A 15,412-nucleotide genomic window follows, 5' to 3' on the forward strand; every position below is an offset into this window, starting at 1 on the left:
CCGGCCCGACCACCCTCCATTCGTTACCGGAGTACAACATGAGTCAACAAATGATCAAATCACGGGCCGCCATTGCCTGGGGCCCGAACCAGCCGCTGTCCATTGAAGAAGTGGATGTGATGCCCCCCAAGGCCGGCGAAGTGCTGGTGCGTGTGGTGGCCAGCGGTGTCTGCCATACTGACGCCTTTACCCTGTCCGGTGACGATCCGGAGGGCATCTTTCCGGTGATCCTCGGCCACGAGGGCGGCGGCATTGTTGAGGCCGTTGGCGAGGGCGTGACCAGTGTGGAAGTGGGCGATCACGTAATCCCGCTTTACACCCCGGAATGCGGCGAGTGCAAATTCTGCAAGTCCGGCAAAACCAACCTGTGCCAGAAGATCCGTGAAACCCAGGGCAAGGGACTGATGCCGGACGGCACCACCCGCTTCTACAAGGATGGCAAGCCCATCTTCCACTACATGGGCTGCTCCACCTTTTCCGAGTACACGGTACTGCCGGAAATCTCCCTGGCCAAGGTAGATAAAGCCGCACCGCTGGAAGAAGTCTGTCTGCTCGGTTGTGGTGTCACCACCGGCATGGGCGCGGTGATGAACACCGCCAAGGTGGAAGAAGGCGCTACCGTGGCCATCTTTGGTCTGGGCGGCATCGGCCTGTCGGCCATCATAGGGGCCAAAATGGCCAAGGCCAGCCGCATCATTGCCATCGACATCAACGAGAGCAAGTTCGATCTGGCCCGCAAGCTGGGCGCCACAGACTGCGTCAATCCCAAGGACTACAACAAGCCCATTCAGGATGTGATTGTGGAGCTGACCGACGGCGGTGTGGATTACTCCTTTGAGTGCATCGGCAACGTCAACGTAATGCGTTCCGCCCTGGAATGCTGTCACAAGGGCTGGGGTGAGTCGGTGATCATCGGCGTGGCCGGTGCCGGCCAGGAGATCTCCACCCGTCCCTTCCAGCTGGTGACCGGCCGGGTCTGGAAAGGCTCCGCCTTTGGCGGCGTCAAGGGCCGCTCCGAGCTGCCCGGCTATGTGGATCGCTACATGAAGGGCGAGTTCAAACTGGATGACTTCATTACCCATACCATGGGGCTGGAAGATCTGAACAAGGCCTTTGACCTGCTGCACCAGGGCAAGAGTATTCGTACCGTTATTCATTTCGACAAATAACCACTTGCCTCCGCCCGTTCGGCAACGGGCGGAGGGCTCGCCAGCCACCCGCCCGGTGAGCCAGGCCCGTCACACCGGAGACCGCCATGATAGTCCGGCAACGCCCCCATGCCCTCAAGCTGTTTTTTACCCTGCGCGGCTCGGTCATTCAGCAAATTTATCCTCAGCTGCTGATCATCACCTTGCTGAGCAGCCTGGTGGCCACCATTCAACATGTTTCACCGGGATTTTTTCCTTCCTACACCACCACCCCTTTTGCCCTGCTGGGCATTGCCCTGTCACTGTTTCTTGGCTTTCGCAATAACGCCAGCTACGACCGCTGGTGGGAAGCGAGGGAGCAATGGGGCCAGCTGATGATCGATGCCCGCAGTCTGGCCCGGCAGGTCATTTCCTTTATGGATCAGGAGATGGAAGCCGGCCCGCAAACCCGACAGCGGCTGATTTATCTGACCATCGCCTTTGTGCACGCGCTGCGCCACCAGCTACGCGACACTTCTCCCTGGCAAGACATCGACCGCTATGTTGAACCTGAACACCACGCCGTCCTGCGCAACGCCCGCAACACGCCGGAAGCCCTGTTGCGGCTGATGGGCAAAAAGGTCGGTTATTGCCGACGACAGCGCCTGCTGTCGGAGTTTCTGGTACAGAGCATGGACGAACGCATCACCTCCATGACCGGGGTTTTGTCCGCCTGTGAGCGCATAAAAAACACGCCGCTGCCCTTTGCCTATGCCCTGCTGGTGCATCGCACCACCTATTTATATTGCTTTATGCTGCCTTTTGGCCTGGTTTCTTCACTGGGCGTGGTCACGCCCCTGGTCTGTGTGGTCATCGCCTATACCTTTTTTGGGCTGGATGCCCTCAGCGAGGAGCTGGAAGAGCCCTTTGGCCTGGCCGCCAATGATCTGCCCCTATCAGCCATGTCCAGAGCTATTGAAATCAGCCTGCTGGAAGCACTGGACGTCACCGAGCTGCCGCCGGAGATCACTCCTGAAAACGGCTACCTGCATTAACCGGCCCCAAGACATTATTACCGTCCGTTAAAAGTCATTTTCACTACAGGCCAATTATCACAGAGCGGCGCGGCAATATAATGCACGCCGCCGAAGGGCTGGCGGACAGAAGCCTGGCCCACCCGTAATCGGGAGCAGGCCTGAATCCGCCCTGATGAATGCAACGAAGAGACTCTTATGACATCAGCTTTTGACGCTCGCCTCACGCCGTTATGTCATGCCGGCCTGTTCCGGCATCTTTCCGGCATTCGTCGCGGCATAGAAAAAGAAGCCCTGCGGGTTACCACGGCCGGCAAGCTGGCCCGCTCACCGCACCCCAAGGCGCTCGGGGCCGCCCTGACCCACCCGTTGATTACCACCGATTATTCCGAGGCCCAGCTGGAGTTTATTACTCCTGCCGGTCATGACATTGCCGAAACCCTGGACTTTCTGGCGCTGATGCACCGTTTTACCGCCAGCCAGCTGCAGGGCGAGCAACTGTGGCCGGCAAGCATGCCCTGCCGGCTTCAGGGCAATAACAGCATTCCCATTGCCCGCTACGGCAACTCGCCGGCCGGCCACCACAAGCATGTTTACCGCCGGGGGCTGGATACCCGCTATGGCCGCATCATGCAGAGCATTTCCGGTATTCACTTCAACTTTTCCCTGCCCGACGACTTCTGGCAGCAATACCGGCAGTTGCTGGGCAGCCGGGAGTCATTGCAAGCATTTCGTTCGAGCCGGTATTTTGCCCTGATCCGCAACTTTCGCCGCTACGGCTGGCTGCTGCTTTACCTGTTTGGCGCCTCGCCGGCGCTCAGTCGCTCCTTTATGAACGGCCGTTCTCACCCGCTGGCCAGCCTGGGGCAAGACACCCTGTATCTGCCTTATGCCACTTCCCTGCGCATGAGCGGTCTTGGCTACCAGAGCCAGGCGCAGGCCACGCTGAACATCAGCACCAATAGCCTGGATGACTACATACAGGATCTGTCTCGGGCGCTGAACAGGCCCTATGCCCCCTACGCCCGTGCCGGCGTGGGTGCCTATCCCGATGAGCGTCAGCTGAACGACAAGATCCTGCAAATTGAAAACGAGTATTACAGCGACATTCGCCCCAAGGCGGTACCCGAAAACGGAGAAACACCGTTGCAGGCGCTGGCCGCACGAGGAGTGGAATACATAGAAGTGCGCAGCCTGGATATCAACCCCTGGCTGCCCCTGGGCATTGATGACGCTCAGATCCGCTTTCTGGATACCTTTATGCTGTTTTGTCTGTTGCAGAACAGCCCGGACATCGACGAACAGGCGCGGCAGCGAATTGGCCGCAATCAGATGCGCATAACCGAGCAGGGCCGGCGTCCGGGGCTTAACCTGGAGACTGCCGAAGGGGAGCTTGACCGTACCACCTGGGGTGAACAGCTGTTCAGTGAGTTAAACGCCATCGCCCGGCGGCTGGATCAGACCGGCAGCGGCTACGTGCGGGCGGTGCAGCATTACCAGAGGCAACTGTACCGGCCCGAGCTGACCCCCTCACACCGGATCCTGCAACAGCTCAACGACAACGGCCAGGACTATGCCGACTGGATGAGCAACCGGGCCGCCGAGCTGCACCGGGAACTGCAACAGACACCGCTCAGCCCGGCCCAGACGGAATACTTTCGGCAACTGGCCCGGGATTCCCTGCTCAGACAAGGGCAATGGGAAAACACAGAAGTGGCCTGAGCAGGCACACAGAATAACTGGCCGTTACAGCCTTTCCCTGATAAGCCCGGCAATCAACGCCGCCGGCGCTTCCTCCAGATGCATATGATGGCCGCCGTCGAGCACTTGATAAGTCAACTCGGGCACCAGCCCAAGCAGTGGCTGTACGCCGTCGACTTCGTTGCCCTGCTTTGCCATCATCAGCAGCACCGGCATGCTTAGCCGCTGCAAAAATGCCGCTACCTGTTCGTCGCACAGGCGCACCACAGACGGCTGCGACAGGGCAATATCGTGGCGCCAGACCCAGCCTTCCGTAGTTTGTTCCAGACTACGTTCCAGCAGCCAGCCCGCCGCCTCCCGGCTCACCGGGTATCGGCCGCCCATGCGTGCCTGCAGCGCATCTTCAAGGCTGGCATAGGGCCGCCAGCCGCGCCGGCGAAGGCGGCTACCCTTGTTCAGTGCGGCCGCCATTTGCTCGGGCAGGGTGCTGGCTGTGTAGGTGCGCGGGACCAGGCCATCGAGCAACAGCAACTGACTGACTCGCTCGGGAAAGGCGCCCGCCAGCAGGGTAGCCACGCCGGCGCCCATGGAGTGGCCCAGCAGCGCCACTCGCTTGAGCTCCAGTTCATCCAGAAGCGCCAGCACATCGGCGATATTGTCCCAGATGTAATAGGGCTGGCCGGGGGCACGGTGCTCAGACAAACCGTGGCCGGCCAGATCCGGGGCAATCAGCCGCACATGGGGCAGCAGCTGCGCCAACAGGGTAAAACTGGCCGCGTTGTCCAGCCAGCCGTGCAGGGCCACCAGAGGAATGCCATCGGGATTGCCCCACTCCATCACCGCCAGCCGGCGGCCATCCAGGTCGATGTGGTATTCCCGGGGCTCACTCATGCCAGGACTCGGGATACTTGTAACCTTCAAACTGCTTGCTGGCGTACTCTTTGAACGCGTCGCTGTTATAGGCCGCTATCACGTCCTGCACAAAGGCTTGCTCCTGGTCTTCGGCGCGCACCACCACCCAGTTGATAAAGTCGTAGCTGCGCTCCAGAAACAGCCCGTCGCTGAAGGGAATGCCGCTTGAAGCGGCATAGTTGCCGTTGATAACAGAAAAATCCACATCCTGACGGGAACGCGGCAACTGGGCCGCTTCCAGCATGACCAGCCGAATCCCTTTGGGGTTGTCAGCCACATCAAATTCGCTGGCCTTGAGCGGATCTATGTCTTTTTTCAGGGTGATCCAGCCCATGTCTTCCAGCATCAGCAGGGCCCGGGCCTGATTGGTGGGATCATTGGGAATGGCGACCGTGCTGCCCTGTTTCACCTCTTCAAGGGCACCGGCCTTGCCCGCATACAGCCCCATGGGGCCGGTGGGCACCTGGGTGATGGGGCTCAGCTCCAGGCCGCGGCTTTGACTGAAGGTATCCAGATAGGGCTTGTGCTGAAAGCAGTTTACATCCAGTGAACCTTCCGCCAGCGCCAGGTTGGGCATGACATAATCGGTGAACTCCACCAGTTTCACGCGGTAGCCCTGGGCTTCAAGCTGCGGCTTGATCGACTCGGTGACCATGTCGGCAAAGTCTCCGACCGTGGTGCCGATAACGATTTCCTTTTTGGCCTCATCCACCGCCAGCAACGGAAAAGAACACAATGACAATGCCAGCCAGGGCAGGGCACGGGACAAACGAAACATGACGACTCCTGTGATACTGAAACAACGCGCAACAATAGACGTTTAGACGGCCATACTATGCGAGCGGATTCAAACAGGCAATGCGCGGCGGCAAAATTGTGCTGCGCATCATCACGCAACCGGCCCCTGCACCGGCAGGGGCCGTCGATGTTATACGCCGCGCTCGTTGTTCCAGATAATCACATGCAGCTGGGGCAGCACACGGGCGTTAAACCAGCCGTCGGCGGTGACCTTGTCCACCAGCCAGCGCAGGCTGGCATTCAGGGCGTCGAGGTCGGTTTCCCGCTCAGGCTCGTCGGGGGTGGCCGGCGCCGGATTGCAGGGCTGCAGGGTCAGCGGCAGTTGCGGGTACTGAGCGGCAAAGTCCCGCGCCCACTGGTAGTCGGCTTCGTCGGCGATCACCAGCTTGAGGGTCACCTGAGTATTGACCCCGGCGGCAGCCAGGCAGGCGTCAAACCGGCTTTGGCTGAAGGCCATGCCGGCGGAAGGCGGCTTGGGGCTGAGGGTCAGGTGATCCAGCAGGCCAAACCAGTCCTGCGCCTTGCTGCCCTGAGTTTCAATGGCAAAGGTATAGCCCCGCTGGTGGCCCAGGCTCAGCAGCTCACTCAAGGGCTGCAGCGCCGGGTTGCCGCCGGACAGGGTAATCAGCAGTGGCCGGCCGCCGCTCAGGCGCTCCACCTCCGCCAGCACCGCCTCGGCACTCATGGGCGTCCAGTCGGCCTTGAAACGGGGTTCGACCGCATACAGGGTGTCGCACCAGCTGCAGCGAAAGTCACAGCCGCCGGTGCGCACAAACACGGTGGGCACCCCGGTGAGCGCCCCTTCCCCCTGAATGGTAGGGCCAAAGATTTCGCTGATGGCGATCATGGCCGGAACTCCGCCCAGGTTTTGGGGGTTTCCGACACGGCCACGGCGCTTACCTCGGGCCAGCGCGCCCGCGCCCAGTCATACAGGTGCTTGGCCAGCCGTTCGGCGGTGGTGCACTCGTCCCCCAGCACCTCGTTGAGGTGACGGTGATCGAGCTGGTCGTCGATATAGTCCTTGAACGCCTTGAGTTCGAGGTAGTCGCGTACAAAGCCGTACTGATCGAGCTGCTCGCTCTGCAGCTCGATCACCACCACATAGTTGTGACCGTGCAGCCGGGCACAGGGGTGCCAGTCGGGCATTTGCTTGAGCTGGTGGGAAGCGGAGAAATGAAACTCTTTTTTGATGGTATACATTACTTCGCCCTCGCCACCGCATCGCGCCAGAACTGATCGTCCTGATAGGGCGTGGTGTCGCTTACGCCGGCCAGCGCCATGGCTTCGATGCGCTCCACGCAGGTGCCGCAACGGCCGCAGTGAATGTCACCGCCTTCGTAGCAGGACCAGGTCTCGGCCACCGGCACATTAAAGCGGGCAGCGTCCCGGGCGATCTCGGTCTTGTCGGCGTCCACATAGGGCGCCAGCAGCGCCACCTCGGCCACACCGTCGAGGGCGCGCGCCTGCATCTCGCCAAACAGGCGAATAAAGTCGGGGCGACAGTCGGGATAAATAAAGTGATCGCCACCGTGCACCGCCAGCGCCACAGTATCCAGGCCGCGGGCGGCGGCCACGCCAAAGGCGATGGTGAGCATGATGGCGTTGCGGTTGGGCACCACGGTGACCTTCATGTTTTCTTCGCTGTAATGACCGTGGGGCACGTCGATGTCGTCGGTGAGTGCCGAGCCGGAGAGCTGGCGGCCGATATGGCCGATGTCCATCACCAGCTGGGGAACACCAAGGCGTTCGGCACACAGGCGTGCGGCGCCGATTTCTTTTTTGTGGCGCTGACCGTAGTCAAAGGTCAGCAGGGCGCCGAGGGAATCCTCCGCCGCCAGCCGGTAAGCGAGCGTCACGGAGTCGAATCCGCCGGAGCAGATCAGCAGTGCTTTCATAGGTTGTGTCCTTGTTTTGTCCGGGTAGGCTGCGACCGGGTAAAAAGCGATGGGCATTTTAACGCTGTGGGCAGGAAGCGCAAGTCTGGGGACTGGGGACTGGGGAGTTCTAATCCCTACTCCCTATTCCCTGCTCCCTTTTAATAAAAAGGGCACCGAAGTGCCCTGTATATACTCAAATCATCAAATGTTACTTCCCGGCGTGCTTCGCCAGATACAGCCAGGTGTCGATCACTGTGTCCGGGTTGAGGGACACGGAGTCGATGCCCTGCTCCACCAGCCAGGCGGCGAAGTCGGCGTGATCCGACGGGCCCTGACCGCAAATGCCCACGTACTTGCCGGCCTTGCGGGCGGCCTGAATGGCCATGGCCAGCAGCGCCTTCACCGCCTCATCGCGCTCGTCAAAGGAGCCCGCCACCAGACCGGAATCCCGATCCAGACCCAGTGTGAGCTGGGTCATGTCGTTGGAGCCGATGGAGAAGCCGTCAAAGTAGTTGAGGAACTTGTCGGCCAGCAGGGCGTTGGACGGCAGCTCGCACATCATGATCACACGAAGACCGTTTTCACCGCGCTTGAGGCCGTTCTCGCCAAGAATGTCGATCACCGACGCGGCCTCGTTCAAGGTGCGCACGAAGGGGATCATGATCTCGACGTTGGTCAGGCCCATGTCTTCACGCACCCGCTTCATCGCCTCGCATTCCATGGCAAAGCAGTCCTGGAAGTCTTCGGAGATGTAACGGGACGCACCACGGAAGCCCAGCATGGGGTTTTCCTCGTCCGGCTCGTAGGCGTCGCCGCCGAGCAGGTTGGCGTATTCGTTCGACTTGAAGTCGGACATGCGCACAATCACCCGCTCCGGCCAGAAGGCGGAAGCCAGGGTGGCGATGCCTTCGGTCAGCTTGGCCACGAAGAATTCCCGCGGGCTGTCGTAGCCGGCGATGATCTCGTCGATTTTGAGCTTGAGCTCGGGGCTTTCGTTGTCGTAGTTGAGCAGCGCCTTGGGGTGCACGCCGATCATGCGGTTGATGATAAATTCCAGCCGCGCCAGGCCTACGCCGGCATTGGGCAGCTGGGCAAAGTCAAAGGCCCGGTCCGGGTTGCCCACGTTCATCATCACCTTTACCGGCGAGGCGGGCATGGATCCCACTTCCGAGGTGTTGACGCTGAACTCCAGCTTGCCGTTGTAGATATAACCGGTGTCGCCTTCGGCACAGGATACGGTCACCTGCTGACCATCCTTTACCAGCTCGGTGGCGTTGCCGCAGCCCACCACGGCAGGAATGCCGAGCTCGCGGGCAATAATGGCGGCGTGACAGGTACGTCCGCCCCGGTTGGTGACGATGGCGGCGGCCCGCTTCATGATCGGCTCCCAGTCCGGGTCGGTCATGTCGGTCACCAGTACGTCGCCGGCCTTGATTTCGTCCATCTGATCGATGCTGTCGATCACCTTGGCGGTACCGGCACCAATCTTGTGGCCGATGGCCCGGCCTTCGGCAATGACATCGCCTTGCTGGCTGAGGGCAAAACGCTCCAGCACGTTGGCGTCCTGACGGCTGCGTACGGTTTCCGGACGAGCCTGAACTATGTAGAGCTTGCCGTCCACACCGTCCTTGGCCCACTCGATGTCCATGGGGCGGCCGTAGTGCTTTTCGATGATCATGGCCTGCTTGGCCAGCTCCATTACCTCGTCGTTGGTGAGGGAGAACTGACGGCGCTCTTCCCGGCTGGTTTCCTTGATGTCCACCTGCTTGCCCAGTTCGGCGCCGCCGGCGTAAATCATCTTCTGCAGCTTGGAGCCCAGGGTCTTGCGCACCACCGCCGGACGACCGGCCTTGAGGGTGGGCTTGTGCACGTAGAACTCGTCGGGGTTGACCGCACCCTGCACCACCATTTCGCCCAGGCCCCAGGCGGAGGTCACGAACACCACCTGATCAAAGCCGGACTCGGTGTCCAGAGTGAACATGACGCCAGAGGCGGCGATATCGGAGCGCACCATGCGCTGAATGCCCGCCGACAGCGCCACGCCCTTGTGGTCGTAGCCCTGATGCACCCGGTAGGAAATGGCGCGATCGTTGAACAGAGACGCAAACACATGCTTGACGGCTTCCCGGACTGCATCCAGGCCGCGCACGTTGAGGAAGGTTTCCTGCTGGCCGGCAAAGGAAGCGTCGGGCATGTCTTCGGCGGTGGCTGAAGAACGCACCGCGAACGACGCTTCGTCACCGGCCTTGCCGGCCAGCTCGCCATAGGCGTCGCGAATGGCCGCTTCCAGCTCGGGCTGGAAAGGCGTGTCAATTACCCACTGACGAATGGTCCTGCCGGCCTCGCCGAGGGCAGCGATGTTGTCCACATCCAGCTTGTCGAGCAGATCGTGAATACGATCATTCAGCCCGCTCTGCTCGAGAAATTCGTTAAAGGCAAAGGCGGTGGTCGCAAAGCCACCGGGCACGGATACTCCGGCGCCGGCCAGCTGACTGATCATCTCGCCCAGTGAGGCATTCTTGCCGCCAACCCGGTCCACGTCGTTCATGCCGAGCTGCTCGTACCAAATCACATATTCCTGCACTGCCACGTCTCCACAAAAGTTGTTTCGGGATATCCGTATCGCTTGATTTCGGTGTGAAGGCAGGCCACCGAATGATGTTGTTATTGTGTGGTGTGCCCGCACTGGAAATGATTCTACAATGGCCTCGAAAAGCGGGTAAACGCCCTGCCCGCATCAATACGCGAAAGTGAGATCTGGAGGCCCTGTGCACACGGTTTTTTATGTTTCTGATGGGACGGCGATCACAGCCGAAGTGTTTGGTCATGCCGTACTGAGCCAGTTTCCCCTGCCCTTTGAGCAAGTTACCTTTCCCTTTGTGGAAGACGAAGACAAGGCCCGGGCGGTGCGGGAACGCATCAACAACAGCTTTCACCAGAGCGGCAAACGCCCCCTGGTGTTTCACACCATTATCGACGACAGGCTGCGCAGCATCATCACAGCCAGTGAGGCCATGTGCTACGACTTTCTCAATACCTTTGTTGCTCCCATCGAGCAGCAGCTGGGCGTGAAGGCCGAACCCCGCGCCCACCGCTCCCACAGCATTGCCAACAAGCACAACTATGATCTGCGCATCGATGCGGTGAACTACGCCCTGGACAACGACGACGGTGTCACCACCAAGGAGTATGACGAGGCCGACATTATCCTGGTGGGCGTATCCCGCTGCGGCAAGACCCCCACCAGCCTGTATCTGGCGCTGCAGTTCGGCATTCGGGTAGCCAATTATCCGTTTATCGATCAGGACATGCAGCAAATGAATCTGCCGGCGGCCCTCAAGGCCAATCGCCACAAACTGTTTGGCCTCACCATAGACGCCAACCGGCTGCAGGAGATTCGTCAGCGTCGCCGGGCCGACAGCCGCTACGCCACCATAGAGCAGTGCCGGTTCGAGCTGGGCCAGGTGGAGCGGCTGTTTCGCATGGAAGCCATTCCCTTTATCGACACCACCTTTCACTCGGTGGAAGAAATCTCGGTCAAGATACTGGAGCGCACCGGCATACGCCGCAAAATTTACTAAGGCAAACACCGCATTGATCCAGCACAAAAACCTGAGAGCCAAAACACGTTCTCGCTCTCAAATATGAACAAAATATTGATTTGGTGTTTACAAAAATGTATACATTGATCCCCGTGATTAACCACGGGGTCAACCACCCCATGAATTGACCACAAATTGAGTCATCACCGGGCTCAAACACTGCGGTGTGGTTCTGTCAGCCTTTATATAACCAGATAACGACGGCGGGCAGTGAACAACAACTTACTTGAGCAACCCTCAGGGACTTATTGCAATGAAACACAGCCAAAGCAAATCGGTATTCGATTACTACGGCAAGCCGTCTTTCGGTAAAGCACTGCCGCTCTCCTTCCAGCATATTCTGGCAATGATCATGGGCGCAGTGACGCCGCCGCTGATCGTGGCGGGTGTGGCCGGTGCCAACGCCCAGGAAACCATGATGCTGGTGCAAATCGCCCTGCTGTTCTCGGGTTTGTCTACCCTGCTGCAGTTGTTCCCCGTCGGCCGTTTCGGTGCCGGCGTACCCACCATCTTTGGTGTGGGCTTCGCCTATGTTCCTTCTCTGATCGCCATCGGCAGCGTATACGGTCTTCCCGGTATCTTCGGCGCCCAGATCGCCGGTGGTATCGCCATGCTGGTGGTGGGCCTGTTCATCAAGCAGATCCGTCATCTGTTCCCGCCCGTGGTGGCCGGTACCGTGGTACTGGTCATCGGCCTGTCCCTGTATGACATCGCCATCAAGTACATGGCCGGCAGCGGCAATGTGGCCGCCGACGGCTTTGGCAGCGCGCAAAACTGGCTGGTGGGCATCACCACCCTGGCCGTGGTACTGCTGTGCTCCCAGTTCGGCAAGGGCTACCTGCGCCTGGCCGCCATTATTGTGGGCATTCTGGTGGGTTACGCCATTTCCTTCTTCTTTGGCATGGTCGATTTCGCCAAAATGGATGCCGCTCCCTGGGTGATGGTACCCACGCCCTTTGCCATCGGCATTGAGTTCCACGCCTCTGCGGTGATCTCCATGGTGGTGATCTGTATCGTCAACTCGGTACAGACCATCGGTGACCTCTCTGCCACCACAGTAGGCGGCATGAACCGCGAGCTGAAAGACAAGGAGCTGTCCGGTGGACTGCTGGGCAACGGCCTGTGCACCCTGGTTGGCGCCATCTTCGGTGGCCTGCCCACCGCCTCCTTCAGCCAGAACGTGGGCATCGTGGCCATGACCAAGGTGATCAGCCGCTATGTACTGGGCATTGCCGCCGTGTTCCTGGTGATTGCCGGCCTGCTGCCCAAGTTTGGTGCCGCCATGACCACCATTCCCTACCCGGTGCTGGGTGGTGCGACCATCATCGTGTTCGGCATGATCACCATGACCGGTATTCAGCTGCTGGTGAAGGACGAGCTGTCTTCCCGCAACATCACCATAGTGGCACTGGCCGTGGCATTGGCCATGGGCATCAACGCCGTGCCCGAAGCCATTGCCCAGCTGGGTGACACCGCCCGCATGCTGATCGGCTCACCGGTGATTGTGGCCGCCACCGTTGCCTTTGTGCTGAACATGGTGCTGCCCAAGAAATCACTGCAGGACGAAGCCCGCGAGCGTGAGGAAATTGAGCGCCAGATGAACCAGGGCACTTCCAAGTCCGATGCCAAGAATGACAACGCCCAGCTGCGCGAGGCCAACGCCAGCAATTGAAAGGGTAAGCCTTCGGGCAAGGATGAAAATCCATAGCTGATAAGAAAGCCGGTCGAATGACCGGCTTTTTTGCATCTGATGTAACGGCTTACTTCAGTCGCCAGACCGTCATTTCGGCCAGGGTATGCTGGAACTTGCGCCGGGTTTCCCGGATCACAAAGGGAATATCCTGCCGGGCCTCCAGCTCAAAGCGCTCGCCCAGCAGCGCTTTCAGGCCATCCAGCGTCGTAAAATTCTCGCCGTTGACCTTGATGCCGCCCAGCCATTTGGCTTTCGGCGTGTATTCTTCCAGCCAGGTATAGGGCGAGGTCAGCACCAGGCAGCCACCGGCATTGAGCCGTTCATGCACCTGAGCCAGAAACGCCGCCGGATCATACAGGCGGTCAATCAGGTTGCCGCAGAAAATGAGGTCATATCCGGTGAAACGGGACTTCAGATTGTGAGCATCGCCCTGCACAAATTCGATACGGTCGGCCACACTGGCATAGCCCATTTGTTCAAGACTGGCTTCTCTGAACTCCACCAGCTCGCCCTCGGTGGGAATGGCAAAGCGTGTCTGACCGTTTTCCTGCAGTTGAACACCATGCTGAATAAAGCGGGCAGAAAAGTCGATGCCGTCCACCCGGTCAAAGTGGCGCGCCAGCTCAAAACTGGCCCGGCCCACCGAGCACCCCAGATCCAGCGCCCGGCCCTTGCTCACATGCGGCAGGTGCCCCAGCAGCGCATTGACACAGGCCACCGGATAGTTGGGCACGCCGAAATACGCATCCCCATAGTGAAATTCCAGATACTGAGCGACCAGCTCGTCGGTTTCATAGGTGTTGACGGGTTCCACGGGGACCTCTGGGTTATCGGATTCAATGTAACGAAAGCCGGCATGCTGAAAGAAGTGCCGGCGAAAGGCATAGCGGGAATGGCGGGTGGCTTCGTTGCCGGTGGAGATCCAGGAGCCCCCCTTGATCAGGTTGTGCCGGTTATCAAAGGTCGGCGTCGAGAAATCATCGTACAGCGGATGCACCTCAAAACCGGGAAAGCCGTCAATGGGGGTTTCGGTCCACTGCCAGACGTTGCCGGTAATGTCATAAATGCCATCACACTCAAAACGGTTCACCGGGCAGGACGAGGCGTAATACTCCAGGTTGATATTGCCCGGCGCTCGCTCCCAGTCGGGCTGATCGGCGTCGATGCGCTCACGCAACAAGGTCCATTCGGCCTCGGTGGGCAGGCGAATGTGCGTGCCGGTTTGCGCCGCCTTCCAGTTGCAGAAGGCCCTGGCTTCCAGGTAGTTCACCTCCACCGGCCAGTCCAGCGGCAGGGGCACTTCTTCCAGCAGGTTGCGCTGCCAGTATTCGCCGTTCCGCTCCAGCCAGAAGCGGGGCATGGCAGCCTGGGTATAATTCAGCCACTGGCGCCCTTCATCGGTCCAGTATTCCGGCTTTTGATAACCACCATCCTTTACAAAGGCCGAGTATTCGCCATTGGACACCAGATAGCGGGATACCCGGTAAGGCTGCACCTCCACGGTTTTGCTGCCGTATTCGTTATCCCAGCCATAGGTGGCGGCCGAGGCCGGCTTGCCCAGGGTAATGGTGCTGCCGGCCACCGGCAGCAGGGTGTTCTGTGGCGCCGGGCCGGAGTCGGCGCAGGGCGCCCACAGTGAATGAGGTGTGAGCTGGTTCAGGGGCAGCATGCGCATGATCACCGAGGAGGTTTCCAGGTGTATGCGCTCGTGCTCAATGCCCATCAACACCATCCAGGCGGCCGAGTCCTGGGTAATGGGCAGGGTCAGCGGCATGTCGCGAATAAAACCATCTACCGTTTCCCGCACCCGGTTGCGGTAGTCCCGGGTGTGGGCCAGGCTGGGCCAGTCGTAGTGTGCGTCGTTGAGATCGTCCCAGGACATTTCATCCACGCCGATGGCGAACATGGACTCCAGCCGCTCGTCGAGGCGTTCGGGCAGGTACTTGCCCAGCACCAGCTTGTTGATAAAGAACACCGCAGTATGACCAAAGTAGAAGATCAGCGGATGGCGCAGGGGCTCGGGCCGGGAATAATAGGCTTCGTCGGTGGCGATGCAGTCAAACAACGCCTCGTACAGGCTGAAGGTATGGTGAAAGTAGCGGCGGATTTCTTCCCGCTTTTGCTCCGGATCCGTACCGGTGAGCAACGGGGTTCGGGTGATGGCCTCTGCCAGTGTCTGCATGAACATGTCCCTGATCACATTTTTTTGTTTACGTTACCTTGGCGCAGGGAAAATGAGAAGCCTGCACTTGCGGTCGTTGCAGGCATTTTACGGTGGCCGGGCTTGTGCTATAACCAATCTCCCTTTTTACACAAATTACAGGAAGTATCATGTCTCAAGCCGACGCCCAGTTCGATAATGTTTCCGTCGAAACTCGCGCCAATGTTTATCACGACGGCAAGGTCACCAGCCGGGTGGTGAAATTTGCCGACGGCAGCCACAAGACCCTGGGCATCATGCTGCCCGGTGAATACACCTTTGGTACCGAAGCCGCCGAGCTGATGGAAATTACCGCCGGCGATCTGGAAGTGCAGCTGCCTGGCAGCTCCGACTGGCAGCGCATTCAGGGCGGCGAGTCCTTTGAGGTGCCCGCCAACGCCAGCTTCAACCTCAAGGTTCACAGCCTGGTGGACTACTGCTGCTCCTACATCAAGTAAGCGCCCGGGC

13 protein-coding genes are annotated in these 15,412 nt (G+C 59.7%); 6 read left to right on the forward strand and 7 right to left on the reverse strand.

The window, feature by feature from the left end; translation table 11 throughout:
- The first annotated feature begins 38 nt into the window (after positions 1-38).
- From DA373_RS08715 to gshA, 3 genes are all read left to right on the forward strand, one after another.
- Positions 39-1,169: an S-(hydroxymethyl)glutathione dehydrogenase/class III alcohol dehydrogenase gene (locus tag DA373_RS08715; protein WP_107851927.1), complete on the forward strand. Its 1,131-nt coding sequence runs from the start codon at positions 39-41 to the stop codon at positions 1,167-1,169.
- Between the two features lie 86 nt (positions 1,170-1,255).
- Positions 1,256-2,182, forward strand: coding sequence for a bestrophin family protein (locus tag DA373_RS08720; RefSeq protein WP_107851928.1), 927 nt, complete (start codon positions 1,256-1,258; stop codon positions 2,180-2,182).
- 177 nt (positions 2,183-2,359) lie between these two features.
- Positions 2,360-3,883 carry a glutamate--cysteine ligase gene (gshA, locus tag DA373_RS08725; RefSeq protein ID WP_107851929.1) on the forward strand — a complete coding sequence of 508 codons (1,524 nt, stop codon included), beginning with the start codon at positions 2,360-2,362 and terminating at the stop codon, positions 3,881-3,883.
- Positions 3,884-3,907: 24 nt separating this feature from the next.
- Here gshA and DA373_RS08730 read toward each other — a convergent pair whose 3' ends face one another.
- From DA373_RS08730 to ppsA, 6 genes are all read right to left on the reverse strand, one after another.
- Complete coding sequence (locus tag DA373_RS08730) at positions 3,908-4,753, reverse strand: alpha/beta fold hydrolase (protein ID WP_107851930.1); 846 nt, start codon at positions 4,751-4,753, stop codon at positions 3,908-3,910.
- A complete protein-coding gene (locus DA373_RS08735; protein WP_107851931.1) occupies positions 4,746-5,552 on the reverse strand; it encodes a MetQ/NlpA family ABC transporter substrate-binding protein in 807 nt (268 codons plus the stop codon). The genes DA373_RS08730 and DA373_RS08735 overlap by 8 nt, the downstream gene beginning before the upstream one ends.
- Positions 5,553-5,702: 150 nt before the next feature.
- The gene (queE, locus tag DA373_RS08740) at positions 5,703-6,419 is read right to left on the reverse strand and encodes a 7-carboxy-7-deazaguanine synthase QueE (RefSeq protein WP_107851932.1); all 717 of its coding nucleotides are present in this window, start codon (positions 6,417-6,419) and stop codon (positions 5,703-5,705) included.
- On the reverse strand, positions 6,416-6,772 hold the full coding sequence (gene queD / locus DA373_RS08745) for a 6-carboxytetrahydropterin synthase QueD (protein WP_107851933.1): 357 nt from the start codon (positions 6,770-6,772) through the stop codon (positions 6,416-6,418). The genes queE and queD overlap by 4 nt, the downstream gene beginning before the upstream one ends.
- On the reverse strand, positions 6,772-7,467 hold the full coding sequence (gene queC / locus DA373_RS08750; RefSeq protein WP_107851934.1) for a 7-cyano-7-deazaguanine synthase QueC: 696 nt from the start codon (positions 7,465-7,467) through the stop codon (positions 6,772-6,774). Before queC ends, queD begins: the two co-directional genes overlap by 1 nt.
- A 190-nt stretch (positions 7,468-7,657) precedes the next feature.
- Positions 7,658-10,033, reverse strand: a complete 2,376-nt coding sequence (ppsA, locus tag DA373_RS08755) for a phosphoenolpyruvate synthase (RefSeq protein ID WP_107851935.1) — start codon at positions 10,031-10,033, stop codon at positions 7,658-7,660.
- A 184-nt stretch (positions 10,034-10,217) separates the two neighbouring features.
- On the opposite strand from ppsA, the gene ppsR reads away from it, so the two are divergent.
- Complete coding sequence (ppsR, locus tag DA373_RS08760) at positions 10,218-11,030, forward strand: posphoenolpyruvate synthetase regulatory kinase/phosphorylase PpsR (RefSeq protein ID WP_107851936.1); 813 nt, start codon at positions 10,218-10,220, stop codon at positions 11,028-11,030.
- Positions 11,031-11,304: 274 nt separating this feature from the next.
- Positions 11,305-12,723, forward strand: coding sequence for a uracil-xanthine permease family protein (locus DA373_RS08765; RefSeq protein WP_107851937.1), 1,419 nt, complete (start codon positions 11,305-11,307; stop codon positions 12,721-12,723).
- 88 nt (positions 12,724-12,811) lie between these two features.
- Here the strand turns inward: DA373_RS08765 and ovoA are convergent, their stop codons facing one another.
- Complete coding sequence (gene ovoA, locus DA373_RS08770) at positions 12,812-14,932, reverse strand: 5-histidylcysteine sulfoxide synthase (RefSeq protein ID WP_107851938.1); 2,121 nt, start codon at positions 14,930-14,932, stop codon at positions 12,812-12,814.
- Between the two features lie 143 nt (positions 14,933-15,075).
- On the opposite strand from ovoA, the gene ppnP reads away from it, so the two are divergent.
- Complete coding sequence (gene ppnP, locus DA373_RS08775) at positions 15,076-15,402, forward strand: pyrimidine/purine nucleoside phosphorylase (RefSeq protein ID WP_107851939.1); 327 nt, start codon at positions 15,076-15,078, stop codon at positions 15,400-15,402.
- Positions 15,403-15,412 lie beyond the last annotated feature (10 nt).

Origin of the sequence: Oceanimonas marisflavi, from assembly GCF_003049725.1 — a bacterium.
Classification (GTDB): domain Bacteria; phylum Pseudomonadota; class Gammaproteobacteria; order Enterobacterales; family Aeromonadaceae; genus Oceanimonas; species Oceanimonas marisflavi.